Source organism: Streptomyces sp. NPDC051211, from assembly GCF_040689505.1.
Lineage (GTDB): Bacteria > Actinomycetota > Actinomycetes > Streptomycetales > Streptomycetaceae > Streptomyces.
Window position 1 is genome coordinate 41,021 of sequence record NZ_JBFBAV010000044.1, and the last position, 17,445, is coordinate 58,465.

16 protein-coding genes are annotated in these 17,445 nt (G+C 72.0%); 14 read left to right on the forward strand and 2 right to left on the reverse strand.

What is annotated here, in order from left to right:
• Window positions 1-19 precede the first annotated feature (19 nt).
• A complete protein-coding gene (locus tag AB0447_RS30215; RefSeq protein WP_366480013.1) occupies window positions 20-634 on the forward strand; it encodes a vitamin K epoxide reductase family protein in 615 nt (204 codons plus the stop codon).
• Window positions 635-674: 40 nt separating this feature from the next.
• Window positions 675-2,027 (forward strand): replication-associated recombination protein A, encoded by a 1,353-nt coding sequence (locus AB0447_RS30220; RefSeq protein WP_366480014.1) that lies wholly within the window; start codon window positions 675-677, stop codon window positions 2,025-2,027.
• A gap of 120 nt (window positions 2,028-2,147) precedes the next feature.
• Here AB0447_RS30220 and AB0447_RS30225 read toward each other — a convergent pair whose 3' ends face one another.
• Window positions 2,148-2,858 carry a DUF2470 domain-containing protein gene (locus AB0447_RS30225; protein ID WP_366480015.1) on the reverse strand — a complete coding sequence of 237 codons (711 nt, stop codon included), beginning with the start codon at window positions 2,856-2,858 and terminating at the stop codon, window positions 2,148-2,150.
• 297 nt (window positions 2,859-3,155) lie between these two features.
• On the opposite strand from AB0447_RS30225, the gene rpsD reads away from it, so the two are divergent.
• Entirely contained in the window at window positions 3,156-3,767 is a 612-nt protein-coding gene (gene rpsD / locus AB0447_RS30230; protein ID WP_150210796.1) for a 30S ribosomal protein S4, read from the forward strand.
• 93 nt (window positions 3,768-3,860) lie between these two features.
• On the opposite strand, the gene AB0447_RS30235 is transcribed toward rpsD, so the two are convergent.
• Window positions 3,861-6,002: an AAA family ATPase gene (locus tag AB0447_RS30235; RefSeq protein ID WP_366480016.1), complete on the reverse strand. Its 2,142-nt coding sequence runs from the start codon at window positions 6,000-6,002 to the stop codon at window positions 3,861-3,863.
• 137 nt (window positions 6,003-6,139) lie between these two features.
• Here AB0447_RS30235 and AB0447_RS30240 point away from each other — a divergent pair, with 137 nt between their 5' ends.
• The 11 genes from AB0447_RS30240 to AB0447_RS30290 all read left to right on the forward strand — a co-directional run bounded on the left by AB0447_RS30240 (window position 6,140) and on the right by AB0447_RS30290 (window position 17,003).
• Window positions 6,140-6,568 (forward strand): DUF948 domain-containing protein, encoded by a 429-nt coding sequence (locus tag AB0447_RS30240; protein WP_366480017.1) that lies wholly within the window; start codon window positions 6,140-6,142, stop codon window positions 6,566-6,568.
• Window positions 6,569-6,574: 6 nt separating this feature from the next.
• Window positions 6,575-6,919, forward strand: coding sequence for a DUF6167 family protein (locus AB0447_RS30245; protein ID WP_366480018.1), 345 nt, complete (start codon window positions 6,575-6,577; stop codon window positions 6,917-6,919).
• Window positions 6,919-9,588, forward strand: a complete 2,670-nt coding sequence (alaS, locus tag AB0447_RS30250) for an alanine--tRNA ligase (RefSeq protein ID WP_366480019.1) — start codon at window positions 6,919-6,921, stop codon at window positions 9,586-9,588. The genes AB0447_RS30245 and alaS overlap by 1 nt, the downstream gene beginning before the upstream one ends.
• A 2-nt stretch (window positions 9,589-9,590) precedes the next feature.
• Window positions 9,591-10,061, forward strand: a complete 471-nt coding sequence (gene ruvX, locus AB0447_RS30255; RefSeq protein ID WP_366480020.1) for a Holliday junction resolvase RuvX — start codon at window positions 9,591-9,593, stop codon at window positions 10,059-10,061.
• A gap of 80 nt (window positions 10,062-10,141) precedes the next feature.
• A complete protein-coding gene (mltG, locus tag AB0447_RS30260; protein ID WP_366480021.1) occupies window positions 10,142-11,890 on the forward strand; it encodes an endolytic transglycosylase MltG in 1,749 nt (582 codons plus the stop codon).
• Window positions 11,891-11,897: 7 nt separating this feature from the next.
• On the forward strand, window positions 11,898-12,725 hold the full coding sequence (locus AB0447_RS30265; protein ID WP_366480022.1) for a shikimate dehydrogenase: 828 nt from the start codon (window positions 11,898-11,900) through the stop codon (window positions 12,723-12,725).
• A 238-nt stretch (window positions 12,726-12,963) separates the two neighbouring features.
• A complete protein-coding gene (gene aroC, locus AB0447_RS30270) occupies window positions 12,964-14,148 on the forward strand; it encodes a chorismate synthase (protein WP_366480023.1) in 1,185 nt (394 codons plus the stop codon).
• Window positions 14,145-14,663, forward strand: coding sequence for a shikimate kinase (locus AB0447_RS30275; RefSeq protein ID WP_366480024.1), 519 nt, complete (start codon window positions 14,145-14,147; stop codon window positions 14,661-14,663). The genes aroC and AB0447_RS30275 overlap by 4 nt, the downstream gene beginning before the upstream one ends.
• On the forward strand, window positions 14,660-15,784 hold the full coding sequence (gene aroB / locus AB0447_RS30280; protein WP_366480025.1) for a 3-dehydroquinate synthase: 1,125 nt from the start codon (window positions 14,660-14,662) through the stop codon (window positions 15,782-15,784). The genes AB0447_RS30275 and aroB overlap by 4 nt, the downstream gene beginning before the upstream one ends.
• Entirely contained in the window at window positions 15,781-16,221 is a 441-nt protein-coding gene (gene aroQ, locus AB0447_RS30285) for a type II 3-dehydroquinate dehydratase (RefSeq protein ID WP_351313314.1), read from the forward strand. The genes aroB and aroQ overlap by 4 nt, the downstream gene beginning before the upstream one ends.
• A gap of 47 nt (window positions 16,222-16,268) precedes the next feature.
• Window positions 16,269-17,003 carry an AAA family ATPase gene (locus AB0447_RS30290; protein ID WP_366480026.1) on the forward strand — a complete coding sequence of 245 codons (735 nt, stop codon included), beginning with the start codon at window positions 16,269-16,271 and terminating at the stop codon, window positions 17,001-17,003.
• The last annotated feature ends 442 nt before the right edge of the window (window positions 17,004-17,445 follow it).

The following is a 17,445-nucleotide window of genomic DNA, read 5'->3' on the forward strand; positions in this document are numbered from 1 at the left end:
CCGGACCCGGTGCGGCAGAATGCTCCGCATGACGACAACAGGCGCACAGACCACGCGGACCGTCGGCGGAAGCCGGGCGCTGGCCTGGCTGCTGGTGGTCACGGGGGCGGCGGGGCTGCTCGCCGCCTGGGTGATCACCATCGACAAGTTCAAGCTGCTGGAAGACCCGGACTTCGTCCCCGGCTGCAGCTTCAACCCGGTCGTGGCCTGCGGCAACATCATGAAGAGCGACCAGGCGTCCGCGTTCGGCTTCCCGAACCCGATGCTCGGGCTGGTCGCCTACGGCATCGTGATCTGCGTCGGCATGAGCCTGCTGGCCGGCGCCCGGTTCCGCCGCTGGTACTGGCTCACCTTCAACGCCGGCACCCTCTTCGGCGTCGGGTTCTGCGCCTGGCTGACGTACCAGTCGCTGTACAACATCAGCTCGCTGTGCCTGTGGTGCTGCCTGGCCTGGGTCGCCACCATCGTCATGTTCTGGTACGTCACCTCGCACAACGTCCGCGAGGGCCTGCTTCCCGCGCCCGGCTGGCTCAAGGGCTTCTTCACGGAGTTCACCTGGGTGCTGCCGGTCCTGCACGTCGGGATCATCGGGATGCTGATCCTGACCCGCTGGTGGGACTTCTGGACCTCCTGATGCGTCCGTGACTGTCGGTGGGCTCGCTTAGGCTTCAAGCGTGGAACCCGATCTGTTCACCGCCGCCGCCGAGGAGCGCCAGGAGAAGGACCCCGCGAGCTCCCCGCTCGCCGTCCGCATGCGCCCGCGCACCCTGGACGAGGTCGTCGGCCAGCAGCACCTCCTCAAGCCCGGCGCGCCCCTGCGGCGGCTGGTGGGCGAAGGCTCCGGCGGGCCGGCGGGTGCCTCCTCGGTGATCCTCTGGGGTCCCCCCGGCACCGGCAAGACCACACTGGCGTACGTGGTCAGCCAGGCCACCCAGAAGCGGTTCGTGGAGCTCTCCGCCATCACGGCCGGGGTGAAGGAAGTCCGGGCCGTCATCGAAGGCGCGCGGCGCGCGGCCGGCGGGTACGGCAAGGAGACCGTCCTCTTCCTCGACGAGATCCACCGCTTCAGCAAGGCCCAGCAGGACTCGCTGCTGCCGGCCGTCGAGAACCGCTGGGTCACGCTGATCGCGGCGACGACCGAGAACCCGTACTTCTCGGTGATCTCCCCGCTGCTGTCCCGCTCCCTGCTGCTCACCCTGGAGCCGCTCACGGACGAGGACCTGAGCGGCCTGATGCACCGGGCGCTGACCGAAGAGCGCGGCCTGGGCGGTGCGGTGACCCTGCCTGCGGACGCCGAGGCCCATCTGCTGCGGATCGCCGGCGGCGACGCGCGGCGCGCGCTGACCGCGCTGGAGGCGGGGGCCGGCTCGGCCATCGCCAAGGGCGAGCCTGAGATCACCCTGCAGACGGTGGAGGAAGCGGTCGACCGGGCGGCGGTGAAGTACGACCGGGACGGCGACCAGCACTACGACGTGGCCAGCGCGCTGATCAAGTCGATCCGGGGCTCGGACGTGGACGCCGCGCTGCACTACCTGGCGCGGATGATCGAGGCGGGGGAGGACCCGAGGTTCATCGCCCGCCGGCTGATGATCTCGGCGAGCGAGGACATCGGGCTGGCCGACCCGACCGCCCTGCCGACGGCGGTCGCCGCGGCGCAGGCGGTGGCGATGATCGGCTTCCCGGAGGCGGCGCTGACCCTGTCGCACTGCACGATCGCCCTGGCCCTGGCACCCAAGTCGAACACCGCGACCACGGCGATCGGGGCGGCGCTCGCCGACGTACGCGCCGGGCTGGCGGGGCCGGTGCCGGCGCACCTGCGGGACGGGCACTACAAGGGGGCGGCCAAGCTGGGGCATGCGCAGGGGTACGTGTACCCGCATGACGTGCCGGGGGGCATCGCGGCGCAGCAGTATGCGCCGGATGCGATCCACGGGAAGCGGTACTACGAGCCGACGCGGTACGGGGCGGAGGCGCGGTACGCGGACGTGGTCGAGCGGGTCCGCACCCGCCTACGCGGCGACGCGTAGCCCGTCCGGGCCGGCGGGCCGCCGGCCGCTCAGCGCGCCGCCGCGGTCGAGTGCGGCGCCGTTGCCGGGGGCCGGCCCCCGGACCCCCGCGCCTCGAACGCCGGCGGGGCTGGAGGTGCCCTAAGGGGTGCTGTCGGGTGCCGAGGCCGCCGCGAAGAGCGTGTGCATGGCCCGGCGCAGGCCGCACACGTCCGACACCGGCACCGGGAAGTCGAAGCGGGCGTCGAAGGAGGCGGCGGGGGACCCGCCTACGAAGCGGACCCGCAGGCCCAGCCGGTCCAGGGCGAGCGGGACGGCCGTCAGGTTCTCCGCCGACCGGGAGCCCAGCAGGCCGCGCAGGCCGCCCACCCGGTCCCGGTGCGCCGCGTGCAGGTGCTGGAGGAGTTCCGTCTCGTGCGGAAGCAGCGGGTCGGGCCGGGCCGCGGCCAGCTCTTCCGGGTCCACGCGCTCGGCGCCCCACAGGTCGTCCAGCGTGATCTCGCCGACCTCCAGGCGCAGCAGCATCCAGGCGGGGCGGCCGTACTGTCCGGGAACCGGGTCGGCGTACAGGGCCTCGCCCATGCCGAGCAGTTCACCGACCGGGTGGCGCTCCGCCAGGAGGGCCGCGCAGGCCGCCCGGTCGGCGGCGCCGCGTACGGGGGTGAGCCAGCCCGACAGCCACGCGCGGCCCCGGATACGATGGGGCACGGACACCGGCGCCACATCAGTGATCTCGATCACCGCTGTGAGGTCGTCGTCCTGGGCGTGAGCGGCTGCCCTGGCAGCCGCGGATTCCCCGGAAACAAGGAGAATCACGTCCCCGTCCGGGGTGACGGTCCGTGCGGCCGGCATCCCTGTCCCGAGCCTGTCGGGGTCCTCCGGACCCTGTGTGTCACGAGCACCCGGCAAGGTGAGGGATACTGAGGCGTTGGACTCTACGAGGGTTCGTACGCGCTCGGCTCCGGTGAGCTGTCGGGCGCCTTCCCTGGGACGCGGCTGACCTTGCCTACCGTCGTCGTAAGCGGACGTGGATTGTTTCTCGTCCGGACTGCGATGCGCACTGGGCAGGGGGATCCCATGCGGTCGAGACATTACGTCCTCCTCGAAATAAGGTAAGCCTCACCTAACTTACATGGAGGTAGGTTCCACGTGAACCAGAAGCGACCCAAGGTCAAGAAGAGCCGTGCCCTCGGCATTGCTCTGACCCCGAAGGCCGTCAAGTACTTCGAGGCCCGCCCCTACCCGCCGGGCGAGCACGGCCGTGGCCGCAAGCAGAACTCGGACTACAAGGTTCGTCTGCTGGAGAAGCAGCGTCTGCGCGCTCAGTACGACATCTCTGAGCGTCAGATGGCCCGCGCGTACGACCGCGCCAAGAAGGCCGAGGGCAAGACGGGCGAGGCGCTGGTCGTCGAGCTCGAGCGTCGCCTCGACGCCCTGGTCCTGCGTTCGGGCATCGCCCGCACCATCTACCAGGCTCGCCAGATGGTCGTTCACGGCCACATCGAGGTCAACGGTGGCAAGGTCGACAAGCCGTCGTTCCGTGTCCGCCCGGACGACGTCATCACCGTGCGTGAGCGCTCCCGCGAGAAGCACCCCTTCCAGGTTGCTCGCGAGGGTGGCTACGCCGGCGAGGGCGAGGCCCCGCGCTACCTTCAGATCAACCTGAAGGCGCTCGCGTTCCGCCTGGACCGCGACCCGCAGCGCAAGGAGATCCCCGTGATCTGCGACGAGCAGCTCGTCGTCGAGTACTACGCCCGCTGATGCGGTCGTAGCCTCACCGGCTGCTGCTTGTTCCGAAGCCCGTCGTTCCCCCTCGGGGGAGCGGCGGGTTTCGCGTTGTGCGGGCGGCTGCCACTACGGCTCCGCCGGAGCCGAGCGGGCGCGGTCCGGGCGGGTTGCCGGAGTCATGCCCGCCGGGCGTGCGGCGCGGCCGGGCCCGGGGCGCCGCGACGGACCCCGGACCGCGCGCTCGGCCAGCGCGTCCAGGCCCAGGGCGCGCCCCGCCGCGGCCTCCGCGGCGTAGCGGACCGGCCCCAGCTGCTCGCGCGAGCGCTCCTCGCACAGCAGCCGCGGCGCGTTGAAATAGCCCGAGCCGAACAGCTGGAGCCCCACCGAGTCCCAGACCGGCTCGGCCGCGCCCTGGAGCAGCGCCGCCTCCGCCGGATGCCCCTCGGTCACCGTCACCAGCGCCAGCAGCTCCACCGCCAGCACCAGGCCCAGCAGGTCGTGGAAGGCGTGGTTGATCGTCACGCACTCGCCCAGCAGCGTCCGGGCCGCCGCCGCATCCCCCGCGTCCAGGGCCGCGTACGCCAGCACGTACAACGCGTACGCCTTCGTCCAGCGCTCCCCGCGCTCCTCGCAGATCTCCCGGACCTCCGCGCACAACGACCGGGCCGCCGGCAGATCCCCTTGGAACGCCAGCACCATCGCCAGCTCCACCTGGCACATCAGCACATTGCTGTTCAGCTCCCCGGCCGCCCGGTACCGCTCCAGCGCCGAACCCAGCAGCTCTCCGGCCCGCGCCATGTCGTCCGATACCAGCGCCAGGCAGCCCATCCGGTGCACCGCGTACGCCGCGGCCACCGGGTTCCCGGCCGCCGCCGCGCCCTCCCGGCACTCGTGCAGCGCGCTCAGCGAGGCCACCCCGTCGCCCTGGAGCGCCGCCACGTACCCCAGCACCCACAGCGCCTTCAGCCGCGAAGCGTCCGCGTCCGTGTCGTACGCCGCCTCCTCCTCCAGCGCCCGGTCCAGCCAGTGCCGGCCCTCCGCGAGCCGCCCGCAGCCGGCCCAGTAGAACCACAGCGTGCCCGCCAGGTACTGGCCCAGATGGACCTCCTCCGGATCCTCCAGGCAGTACTCCAGAGCCAGCCGCAGATTGGGCAGCTCCGCCTCCACCAGCGCGGCCACCTCCTGCTGCCGGGGGCTGAACCAGTCCAGCTCGCACCAGGTCGCCAGCCCCATGTACCAGTCCCGGTGCCGACGCCGCAGCCGCTCCGCCTCGCCCAGCGACTCCAGCCAGCCCGCCCCGTACGCCCGCACCGTCTCCAGCATCCGGTAGCGGACCCCCGCCGCCGAGTCCTCCCGGACCAGCAGCGACTGCGCCAGCAGCTCACCCACCAGGTCCAGCACGCGCTCCACCGGAACGTCCGGACCCGCGCACACGTACTCCGCCGCATCCAGGTCGAACGCCCCGGCGAACACCGACAGCCGCGCCCACAGCAGCCGCTCCTCCGCCGTGCACAGCTCATGGCTCCAGCCGATCGCCGTACGCAGCGCCCGGTGCCGCGGCAGCGACCCGCGCGCCCCGCCCGTCAGCAGCCCGAACCGGTCCTCCAGCCGGGCCAGCACCTGCTCCGGCGAGAGCGTGCGAAGACGACCCGCCGCCAGCTCCAACGCCAGCGGAATCCCGTCCAGCCGGTCACACAGCTCCCCGAGCACCGCCGGCTCCGCCCCGAAGGACGGATCGGCCGCCGCCGCCCGCTCGGCCAGCAGCCGCACCGCGTCCTCGCCGCCCAGTGGCGCCAGCGGAAAGGCCTGCTCGGCATCGAGGAGCAGGGGCCGCCGGCCCGCCGCCAGCACCCGCAGCCCCGGAGCCCGCCGCAACAGCTCCCGGACCAGCTCGGCGCAGTCCTCGACCAGCTGCTCGAACCCGTCCAGGACCAGCAGCAGGGAGCGCCCGGCCAGATGCTCCGCGAGCACCGCCCGCAGCGGCCGGGTGGTGTGATCGGTCAGCCCCAGCGCCTCGGCCAGGGAGAGCGCCAGCAGCGCCGGATCGCGTACGCAGGACAGTTCGGCCAGCCAGACACCGTCGGGGAAGCGTTCCTGCACCGCCCGGGCGGCCGCCACCGCCAGCCGGGACTTCCCCACCCCGCCCACGCCCGTCACCGTCACCAGCCGCGAGGACTCCAGCAGCCGCCCCAGCTCGGCGAGTTCGGCACCCCGCCCGACGAGGCCGGTGAGTTCCGAGGGAAGATTGCCGTCAGTCCTCTGTCGCATGGGACACGGAGAGTACTGCTCCGCGTGCTGTGCGTACAAGGCGGACCCTTGAGCGGCGGAATTCCGGTACGGCGGCCCGGCCCCGGCGCGATAGGGTCGGGGGACGACTTTTCTTACACTTCAGGGAGCGGTGCAACGTGTCCGGTGGAGAGGTGGCCGGGATCCTCGTGGCCGTCTTCTGGGCGATCCTGGTCTCCTTCCTCGCCGTGGTGCTGGTGAGGCTGGCGCAGACGCTCAAGGCGACCACCAAGCTGGTCGCGGACGTGACCGAACAGGCCGTCCCGCTGCTGGCCGACGCCTCCACCACGGTCCGCTCCGCACGCACCCAGCTCGACCGGGTCGACGCCATCGCCAGCGACGTCCAGGAAGTCACCTCCAACGCCTCCGCCCTCTCCTCCACCGTGGCCTCCACCTTCGGCGGGCCGCTGGTCAAGGTCGCCGCCTTCGGCTACGGAGTGCGCAGGGCGCTGGGCCGTACGGACGACCTGCCGCCCAAGGCGGAGCGACGTACTGTGATCGTCGGACGGACCGTGCCGGCCGCCCGGCGCCGGAAGCAGAAGGGCTAGACCGCGATGTTCCGCCGCACCTTCTGGTTCACCGCAGGCGCAGCCGCCGGCGTGTGGGCCACCACCAAAGTCAACCGGAAGCTCAAGCAGCTGACCCCGGAGAGCCTCGCCGCGCAGGCCGCGGACAAGGCCGTGGAGGCGGGCCACCGCCTCAAGGACTTCGCCCTCGACGTCAAGGCGGGAATGACGCAGCGCGAGGACGAGCTGAACGATGCACTGGGCCTGACCCAGGATCCGGATCGCCCCGGCAACGTGCGCGCCCTTCCCGGGCCGCGCCGCCTGCGGGCCATCCAGAACGACAGCACCACCCACCGACCGAACCACTCGTACAACCGGAATGAGGACCACTGATGGAGTCGGCTGAGATCCGCCGCCGCTGGCTGAGCTTCTTCGAGGAGCGCGGTCACACCGTCGTCCCTTCGGCGTCGCTGATCGCGGACGACCCGACTCTGCTGCTGGTCAACGCGGGCATGGTCCCGTTCAAGCCGTACTTCCTCGGCGAGACCAAGCCCCCGGCCCCCCGCGCCACCAGCGTGCAGAAGTGCGTCCGTACCCCGGACATCGAAGAGGTCGGCAAGACCACCCGCCACGGCACGTTCTTCCAGATGTGCGGCAACTTCTCCTTCGGCGACTACTTCAAGGAAGGCGCCATCAAGTACGCCTGGGAGCTGCTGACCAGCTCCGTGGCGGACGGCGGCTACGGGCTGGAGCCGGAGAAGCTCTGGATCACCGTCTACCTCGACGACGACGAGGCCGAGACGATCTGGCGCGACGTGATCGGCGTCCCCGCCGAGCGCATCCAGCGCCTGGGCAAGAAGGACAACTTCTGGTCCATGGGCGTCCCCGGCCCCTGCGGCCCCTGCTCCGAGATCAACTACGACCGCGGCCCCGAGTTCGGCGTCGAGGGCGGCCCGGCCGTCAACGACGAGCGGTACGTGGAGATCTGGAACCTGGTCTTCATGCAGTACGAGCGCGGCGCCGGCGAGGGCAAGGAGGACTTCCCGATCCTCGGCGACCTGCCGTCGAAGAACATCGACACCGGTCTCGGCCTCGAGCGCCTCGCCATGATCCTGCAGGGCGTACAGAACATGTACGAGACCGACACCCTGCGCGTGGTCATGGACAAGGCCACCGAGCTGACCGGCGTGCGCTACGGCGCGGCCAAGGCCACCGACGTGTCCATGCGCGTGGTCGCCGACCACATCCGCACCTCCGTGATGCTCATCGGCGACGGCGTCACCCCCGGCAACGAGGGCCGCGGCTACGTGCTGCGCCGCATCATGCGCCGCGCCATCCGCAACATGCGCCTGATGGGCGCCACCGGCCCGGTCGTCAAGGACCTCGTCGACGTCGTCATCGAGACGATGGGGCAGCAGTACCCGGAGCTCATCACCGACCGCAAGCGCATCGAGACCGTCGCACTCGCCGAAGAGGCCGCCTTCCTCAAGGCCGTCAAGGGCGGCACGAACATCCTCGACACCGCCGTCACCGAGACCAAGGCCTCCGGCGGCACCGTCCTCTCCGGCGACAAGGCGTTCCTGCTCCACGACACCTGGGGCTTCCCGATCGACCTCACCCTGGAGATGGCCGCCGAGCAGGGCCTGTCCGTGGACGAGGCCGGCTTCCGCCGCCTGATGCAGGAGCAGCGCGACCGCGCCAAGGCCGACGCCAAGGCCAAGAAGACCGGCCACGCCGACGTCTCCGCGTACCGGCTGATCGCCGACAACGCCGGCGCCACCGAGTTCACCGGCTACGCCACCACCCAGGGCGAGTCCACCGTGGTCGGCCTGCTGGTCAACGGCATGCCGGCGCCGGCCGCCTCCGAGGGCGACGACGTCGAGGTCGTCCTCGACCGCACCCCCTTCTACGCCGAGGGCGGCGGCCAGCTCGCCGACCAGGGCCGGATCAAGCTCGACTCCGGTGCCGTCATCGTCGTCCGCGACGTGCAGCAGCCGGTCCCGGGCGTCTCGGTGCACAAGGGTTCCGTCCAGGTCGGCGAGGTGACGGTCGGCGCCTCCGCGTACGCCGCCATCGACATCCACCGCCGCCGGGCCATCGCCCGCGCCCACTCGGCCACCCACCTGACCCACCAGGCGCTCCGCGACGCCCTCGGCCCGACGGCCGCCCAGGCCGGTTCCGAGAACAGCCCCGGCCGCTTCCGCTTCGACTTCGGTTCGCCGAACGCCGTCCCCGGCACGGTCCTCACCGACGTCGAGCAGAAGATCAACGACGTGCTCTCCCGCGAGCTCGACGTCACCGCCGAGATCATGAGCATCGACGAGGCGAAGAAGCAGGGCGCCATCGCCGAGTTCGGCGAGAAGTACGGCGAGCGGGTGCGCGTGGTCACCATCGGCGACTTCTCCAAGGAGCTGTGCGGCGGCACCCACGTGGCCAACACCGCCCAGCTGGGTCTGGTGAAGCTGCTCGGCGAGTCCTCCATCGGCTCCGGCGTGCGCCGCGTCGAGGCCCTGGTCGGCGTGGACGCGTACAACTTCCTCGCCAAGGAGCACACGGTCGTCGCCCAGCTCCAGGAGCTGGTCAAGGGCCGTCCGGAGGAGCTGCCGGAGAAGATCGCCTCCATGCTCGGCAAGCTGAAGGACGCCGAGAAGGAGATCGAGAAGTTCCGCGCGGAGAAGGTCCTGCAGGCCGCCGCCGGTCTCGCCGCCAACGCCCAGGACATCCACGGCGTCGCCCTCGTGGTCGGCCAGGTGCCGGACGGCACCGGCGCCGACGACCTGCGCAAGCTGGTCCTCGACGTCCGCGGCCGCATCCCGGGAGACCGTCCGGCCGTCGTCGCCCTGTTCACCGTGGCCAACGACCGCCCGCTGACGGTCATCGCCACCAACGAGGCCGCCCGCGAGCGCGGCCTCAAGGCGGGCGACCTGGTCCGTACGGCCGCCAAGACCCTCGGCGGCGGCGGTGGCGGCAAGCCGGACGTGGCCCAGGGCGGCGGCCAGAACCCGGGCGCCATCCCGGAGGCCATCAGCGCCGTCGAGCGTCTCGTCGTGGAAACGGCCTGACGATGACTCTGCGCCGTGGCCGACGCCTCGCGATCGATGTCGGTGACGCCCGGATCGGGGTCGCCTCGTGCGACCCCGACGGGGTGTTGGCCACACCGGTGGAAACCGTGCCGGGACGGGACATCCCGTTCGCACACCGCCGGCTGCGCCAGCTCGTCGAGGAGTACGAGCCCCTCGAGGTGGTGGTCGGCCTTCCCCGCTCGCTCAGCGGGCGGGAGGGGCCGGCCGCGGCCAAGGTCCGCGCGTTCGCGACCGAACTCGCCCGGGGCATCAAGCCGGTGACGGTCCGTCTGGTGGACGAGCGGATGACCACCGTCACCGCGGCCCAGGGGCTGCGGGCGTCGGGCAAGAACGCGAAGAAGGGCCGTGCGGTCATCGACCAGGCGGCCGCTGTGATCATCCTTCAGAACGCTCTTGAGACCGAACGGGTATCAGGTAATCCGCCCGGCGAGTGCGTCGAAGTGGTCATCTGATCGCGATACGGTAACGTTCCGCGCGATGTGGCGGCATTCGAACAGCCGTCGGCTCTTCGACGCGCGGCTCTAGGGGATCGATGACTGAGTATGGACGGGGCCAGGCCCCCGAACCGTGGCACCCCGAGGACCCCTTGTACGGGGACCAGGGGTGGACGGGACAGCACGAGGTCCCGCAGCAGCAGCCCCAGTACCAGCACGAGCCGCAGTACCAGCAGCAGCCCCAGTACCAGCAGCAGCCGCATCAGCAGTACGCGCAGCAGTACCCCCAGCAGCAACAGCACGTGCAGCAGTACCCCCAGCAGCAGCACCCGCAGCAGCAGCAGCACCCGCAGCAGCAACAGCACATGCAGCAGCAACAGCACATGCATCAACAGGCTCAGCAGGCCCAGCCGTACGTCGGCCAGCAGCAGGCGTACGGCGGCCAGACCGGGCACCTCCAGGCCACCGACCCCTACGGGGGCGCCCCGGACCCGTACGGCCAGCAGCCCGCGAGCTACCCGGGCGAGGCCCCCGACCTGTACGGCACGGCCGAGGCCTACCCCCCGCCGGAGCCCCCGGGCCGCCGCCGGGTTCCCGAACCGGCCGCCGAATGGCAGGACGACCACGGGGACACCGACCTGAAGACCGAGGAGCCGGGGGAGTCCTTCCTCGCCGGCGGCGGTGACGGCGACGAGGGCGACGACGGCCGTGACGTTGCCGGCGGCGGACGCCGGGGCGGACGCGGCAAGGGCAAGGCCAAGCAGAAGAAGCGCAAGAACGGCGTCGCCTGCCTGTTCGTGGCCGTGGTCCTGGTCGGCGGCGTGGGCGGCATCGGCTACTACGGCTACTCCTTCCTCCAGGACAGGTTCGGCGAGGCCGCCGACTTCACCGGCGAGGGCACCGAGCCCGTCGACGTCGAGATCAAGGCCGGCTCCAGCCTCGGCGTGATGGGCCGCGCCCTGAAGGAGGCCGGCGTCGTCGCGAGCGTCGAGGCCTTCACCCAGGCGGCGCAGGCGCACCCCAAGGGCACCTCGATCCAGCCCGGCGTGTACCCGCTGCGCAAGGGCATGTCCGCCAAGTCCGCCGTCGAGCTGATGACCGACCCGTCGAAGCTGAACGTGGTCACGGTCACCGAGGGCATGCGCAACGCAGCCGTCTACGCGGCCGTGGACAAGAAGCTGAACCTGAAGCCCGGCACCACCTTCGAGGTCTCCAAGCGCGAGCTCAAGAACCTCGGACTGCCGGCCTGGGCCAACAGCAACCCGAAGATCATGGACCCGCTCGAGGGCTTCCTGTACCCGTCGCGGTACGACCTCACCAAGGACATGAAGCCGGAGGCCCTGCTCAAACAGATGGTCACCCGGGCCAAGCAGAAGTACGACGAGCTCGGCGTCGAGGGCAAGGCCAAGGAGCTCGGCCTGCAGTCCCCGCTCCAGGTGATCACCGTGGCGAGCATGGTCCAGGCCGAAGGCATGAACCACGAGGACTTCCGAAAGATGTCCGAGGTCATCTACAACCGCCTCGAGCCGACCAACGACGTCACCAACCAGAAGATCGAGTTCGACTCGACGATCAACTACCTCAAGGGCACGAGCAACATCCACGTCACCCGCAAGGAGGCGAAGGAGCTCGACCACGCCTACAACACCTACTTCTACAAGGGCCTCACCCCCGGTCCGATCGGCAACCCGGGCGGCGACGCCCTCAACGCCACCCTGGACCCGGACAAGGGCGGCTGGATGTTCTTCGTGTCGGTGGACGGGAAGAAGACCACCTTCACCCAGACCTACGAAGAGCACATGAAGCTGGTCGACGAGTTCAACGCGCGACAGAAGAACGGCGGATAGGAACGTCATGTCAGGCAGAAGGGCCGCGGTGCTGGGTTCGCCCATCGAGCACTCCCTCTCACCGGTGCTGCACCGCGCCGCCTACCGGGAGCTCGGCCTCGACGACTGGTCGTACGACCGCTTCGAGATCGACGAGGCCGCGCTCCCGGGCTTCATCGCGCAGATGGGACCCGAATGGGCGGGGCTGTCGCTGACCATGCCGCTCAAGCGGGCGATCATCCCGCTGCTCGACGGCATCACCGACACCGCCGCCTCGGTGGAGGCCGTCAACACTGTCGTCCTCACCGAGGACGGCCGGCGGATCGGCGACAACACCGACATCCCCGGCCTGGTCTCCGCCCTGCGGGAGCGGGGCGTGGAGAAGGTGGCCTCGGCCGCCGTCCTCGGCGCCGGCGCCACCGCCTCCTCCGCCCTCGCCGCGCTCTCCCGGATCTGCTCCGGCGAGGTCACCGCGTACGTCCGCTCGCAGGCCCGCGCCGACGAGATGCGGCAGTGGGGCGAACGCCTCGGCGTGCCCGTCCGCACCGCCGACTGGGCGGACGCGGCCGAGGCCCTGACCGCCCCGCTGGTGATCGCCACCACCCCGGCCGGCACCACCGACGCCCTCGCCGCGGCCGTTCCGGACACCCCGGGCACTCTTTTCGACGTGCTCTACGAGCCGTGGCCGACCCCGCTGGCGGCGGCCTGGACCGAGCGCGGCGGGGCCGTTCTCGGCGGCCTCGACCTGCTGGTCCACCAGGCGGTGCTCCAGGTGGAGCAGATGACCGGACGCGCCCCCGGACCGCTCGCCGCCATGCGGGCCGCCGGGGAGCGGGCCCTCGCCGCACGCACGTGACGTGATGGATTCGCTCCGGCGAGCGAATCCCCGTCCGGTCCGCCGATCCTCCGGAAGGGCTGCGGTGAAGCATGCCCACCCGTCCCCTTCGGCGTCCCCTCCGGCGGACCGAGGCGTCCGATAGCTGGACCTGCGCCCGGCAAACCCTTCCGGACATGGCAGGATCGGGGTACGGCGGGCTCGGGCTGCGCACCCGGTCGCGCCATCGCTGGATCAGGCGCGAGCATGAGGAGCATCGTTGAGCAGGTTGCGTTGGCTGACCGCCGGGGAATCTCACGGACCGGCGCTGGTCGCGACGCTGGAGGGTCTTCCCGCCGGCGTCCCGATCACCACCGAGCTGGTGGCCGACCACCTGGCCCGCCGGCGGCTGGGCTATGGCCGCGGTGCCCGGATGAAGTTCGAGCAGGACGAGGTCACCTTCCTCGGCGGCGTCCGCCACGGCCTCTCCCTCGGCTCCCCGGTCGCGGTGATGGTGGGCAACACCGAGTGGCCGAAGTGGGAGAAGGTCATGTCGGCCGACCCCGTGGACCCCGCGGAGCTCAAGGAGACCGGCCGCAACGCGCCGCTCACCCGGCCGCGTCCGGGCCACGCCGACCTCGCCGGCATGCAGAAGTACGGCTTCGACGAGGCCCGCCCGATCCTGGAGCGCGCCAGCGCCCGCGAGACCGCCGCCCGGGTCGCCCTCGGCGCCATCGCCCGCTCCTTCATCAAGGAGGCGGCCGGCATCGAGATCGTCTCCCACGTGGTGGAGCTGGCCGCGGCCAAGGCCCCGTACGGCGTCTACCCGACCCCCGCCGACGTGGACAAGCTCGACGCCGACCCCGTGCGCTGCCTCGACGCCGACGCGTCGAAGGCGATGGTCGCCGAGATCGACCAGGCCCACAAGGACGGCGACACCCTCGGCGGCGTCGTCGAGGTCCTCGCCTACGGAGTGCCGGTCGGCCTCGGATCCCACGTGCACTGGGACCGCCGCCTCGACGCCCGCCTCGCCGCCGCCCTGATGGGCATCCAGGCCATCAAGGGCGTGGAGGTCGGCGACGGCTTCGAACTCGCCCGGGTGCCCGGCTCCAAGGCCCACGACGAGATCGTCTCCACCCCCGAGGGCATCAAGCGCACCTCCGGCCGCTCCGGCGGCACCGAGGGCGGCCTGACCACCGGCGAGCTGCTGCGCGTCCGCGCCGCCATGAAGCCCATCGCCACCGTCCCGCGGGCCCTCGCGACCGTCGACGTGGTCACCGGCGAGGCCGCGGCCGCCCACCACCAGCGGTCCGACGTGTGCGCCGTCCCGGCGGCCGGCATCGTCGCCGAGGCCATGGTCGCCCTGGTCCTCGCCGACGCGGTCGTGGAGAAGTTCGGCGGGGACTCGGTCCCCGAGACCCGCCGCAACGTCCAGTCGTTCCTCGACAACCTGCAGATCCGGTGACCGGCGGACCTCTGGTCGTCCTCGTCGGGCCCCCCGGGTCCGGCAAATCCACGGTGGGGGCGCTGCTCGCCGAGCGGCTCGGCGTCCCCTACCGGGACACCGACGCCGACATCGTCGCCGCCCAGGGCCGGGAGATCGCCGACATCTTCGTCGACGAGGGCGAAGCACACTTCCGGCAGCTGGAACGGCAGGCGGTGGCCTCCGCCCTCGCCGAGCACACCGGGGTCCTCTCCCTCGGCGGCGGCGCCGTGCTCAACGAGAACACCCGGCAGCAGCTGGCCGGACTGCCCGTCGCCTACCTGTCGATGGACGTCGACGAGGCGGTGCGCCGGGTGGGCCTCAACACCGCCCGGCCGCTGCTCGCCGTCAACCCGCGCCGGCAGTGGCGCGAGCTGATGGAGGCCCGCCGGCCGCTGTACACCGAGGTCGCGCGGGTCGTCGTACCCACCGACGACCGAACCCCCGAAGAGGTCGCCCAGGCGGTCCTCGACGCACTGGAGTTGAAGGACGCATGACGGAGCGGCACGACCAGGATTCAGCCGAGGCCCAGGAGCAGGTCACCCGGATCCACGTCGGCGGCAGCGCCGGCCACGATCCGTACGACGTGCTGGTCGGCCGGCAGCTGCTCGGCGAGCTGGGCGGCCTGATCGGCACCAAGGCCCAGCGGGTCGCCGTGATCCACCCCGAGGCGCTGGCCTCCACGGGCGAGGCGCTGCGCGACGACCTGGCGGAGCAGGGCTACGAGGCGGTCGCCATCCAGGTGCCGAACGCCGAGGAGGCCAAGACCGTCGAGGTGGCGGCGTACTGCTGGAAGGCGCTCGGCCAGTCGGGCTTCACCCGGACCGACGTCATCGTCGGCGTCGGCGGCGGGGCCACGACCGACCTGGCGGGATTCGTGGCGGCCTCCTGGCTGCGCGGGGTGCGCTGGGTCGCCGTACCGACCACGGTCCTCGCCATGGTCGACGCGGCCGTCGGCGGCAAGACCGGCATCAACACCGCCGAGGGCAAGAACCTCGTCGGCGCCTTCCACCCGCCGGCCGGCGTGCTGTGCGACCTGGCCGCGCTGGACTCGCTGCCGGTCAACGACTACGTCAGCGGCCTCGCCGAGATCATCAAGGCCGGCTTCATCGCCGACCCGGTCATCCTGGACCTCATCGAGGCCGACCCGGCGGCGGCCCGCACCCCGGCCGGCCCGCACACCGCCGAGCTGATCGTGCGGTCCATCCAGGTCAAGGCCGACGTGGTCTCCAGCGATCTGAAGGAATCGGGCCTGCGGGAGATCCTCAACTACGGGCACACGCTCGCGCACGCCATCGAGAAGAACGAGCGCTACAAGTGGCGGCACGGCGCGGCCGTGTCGGTCGGCATGGTCTTCGCGGCCGAGCTGGGCCGGCTGGCCGGGCGGCTGGACGACGCGACGGCGGACCGCCACAAGGCCGTGCTGGCCTCGGTCGGACTGCCGCTGACCTACCGCGGCGACCAGTGGCCGCAGCTGCTGCAGACCATGCAGGTCGACAAGAAGTCCCGGGGCAACCTGCTGCGCTTCATCGTCCTGGACGGCTTGGGCAAGCCGGCCGTGCTGGAGGGCCCGGACCCGGCCCACCTGGTCGCGGCGTACGGCGAGGTGTCGGCGTGAGCCGCAGGGTGCTCGTGCTGAACGGCCCGAACCTGGGCCGGCTCGGCTCGCGCGAGCCCGACGTGTACGGTGCCACCTCGTACGCCGGTCTGGTGGAGAGCTGCCAGGCCGTCGGCAAGGAGCTCGGCTTCGACGTCGAGGTCCGCGAGACCAACGACGAGGGCGAACTGGTCCGCTGGCTCCACGAGGCGGCTGACGGGCGCATTCCGGTGGTCATCAACCCCGGGGCGTTCACGCACTACTCGTACGCGATGCGGGACGCGGCGGCGCAGCGGACCGCACCGCTGATCGAGGTCCACATCTCCAACCCGTACGCGCGGGAGGAGTTCCGGCACACCTCGGTCATCGCGGCCGTGGCCACCGGGACGGTGGCGGGCTTCGGCCTCGGCTCGTACCGGCTGGCGCTGCGGGCGCTGGCGGAAGAAGTCACCTCCTGAGATAACGTTCTCGCATCAGTCGCCTGAACGAGACGGAGTGGCAGCGGATGCAGCAAGGAGTGGGGGGCTGGGGCCCGCCGGGACAGCACCCGGCGGCGCCCCCGCATCCGCCGATACCCCCCGCGCAGGGCTGGCCGGTGGCGCCGGTGCCCGAGGCCACCGGGCACATCCCGCTGCCGCCGCCTGCCCCGGCACCGGCGCAGCCCGCCGGGCCGGGCACCGGGGCGGCGACCCTCGCGGTCCTGCTGATCGGCCCGGCCGGGGCGGGGAAGACCACGGTGGCCCGGCACTGGGCCAGCACCCGGCAGGTGGCCACGGCGCACATCAGCCTGGACGACGTCCGCGAATGGGTCTGCGCCGGGTTCGCCGACCCGCAGGCGGGCTGGAACGACCACTCCGAGGCCCAGTACCGGCTCGCCCGGCGCACCTGCGGCTTCGCCGCCCGGAACTTCCTGGCGAACGGGATCTCCTGCATCCTCGACGACGCCGTCTTCCCCGACCGGCCGGTGGTCGGCCTGGGCGGCTGGAAGCGGCACGTGGGCCCTGCCCTGCTCCCGGTGGTCCTGCTCCCGGGCCTGGAGATCGTTCTGGAGCGCAATGCGGCGCGTTCGGGGAACCGGAGGCTCTCGGACGAGGAGGTCGCCCGGATCCACGGGCGGATGGCCGGGTGGTACGGATCGGGCCTGCCGATCATCGACAACTCGCACCTGGACGTGGAGTCCACGTCCCGCGCCCTGGACGAAGCCCTGGCCCGCGCCATCGCCGCACCCCCCGGCTGGTAGCCGCCCCCCTGCCCCCCTGGCAACTCCGCTGCCGACTGCTGGGGCCCGCCCGCGCGGGGGCGCACGCCGCGGTGCCTGCCGACTCTGCGGCCGTCCTGCCGCTGCCGGGGCCCTGCCCCGGACCCCGCGCCTCAATCGCCGGCGGGGCTGGGTATGCCCGGCGGTCGCGCTGCCGGGTGCGGCGCCGTTGCCGGGGGCGCTGCCCCCGGACCCGCGCGCCTCAAACGCCGGCGGGGCTGGGTGGGCCTCAGACGTCGGCGGGGCTGGGTGTGCCCTGCGGTTGCGCTGCCGGGTGCGGCGCCGTTGCCGGGGGCGCTGCCCCCGGACCCCGCGCCTCAAACGCCGGCGGGGCTGGGTGGGCCTCAATCGCCCGCGGGGCTGGGTGTGCCCTGCGGTTGCGCTGCCGGGTGCGGCGCCGTTGCCGGGGGCGCTGCCCCCGGAC

Coding starts and splice junctions, on each gene's coding strand:
- AB0447_RS30290 (WP_366480026.1), top strand. CDS start 16,269: ATGCAGCAAGGAGTGGGGGGCTGGGGCCCGCCGGGACAGCACCCGGCG.
- AB0447_RS30245 (WP_366480018.1), top strand. CDS start 6,575: ATGTTCCGCCGCACCTTCTGGTTCACCGCAGGCGCAGCCGCCGGCGTG.
- AB0447_RS30235 (WP_366480016.1), bottom strand. CDS start 6,002: ATGCGACAGAGGACTGACGGCAATCTTCCCTCGGAACTCACCGGCCTC.
- AB0447_RS30215 (WP_366480013.1), top strand. CDS start 20: ATGCTCCGCATGACGACAACAGGCGCACAGACCACGCGGACCGTCGGC.
- aroB (WP_366480025.1), top strand. CDS start 14,660: ATGACGGAGCGGCACGACCAGGATTCAGCCGAGGCCCAGGAGCAGGTC.
- alaS (WP_366480019.1), top strand. CDS start 6,919: ATGGAGTCGGCTGAGATCCGCCGCCGCTGGCTGAGCTTCTTCGAGGAG.
- AB0447_RS30225 (WP_366480015.1), bottom strand. CDS start 2,858: ATGCCGGCCGCACGGACCGTCACCCCGGACGGGGACGTGATTCTCCTT.
- mltG (WP_366480021.1), top strand. CDS start 10,142: ATGACTGAGTATGGACGGGGCCAGGCCCCCGAACCGTGGCACCCCGAG.
- AB0447_RS30265 (WP_366480022.1), top strand. CDS start 11,898: ATGTCAGGCAGAAGGGCCGCGGTGCTGGGTTCGCCCATCGAGCACTCC.
- ruvX (WP_366480020.1), top strand. CDS start 9,591: ATGACTCTGCGCCGTGGCCGACGCCTCGCGATCGATGTCGGTGACGCC.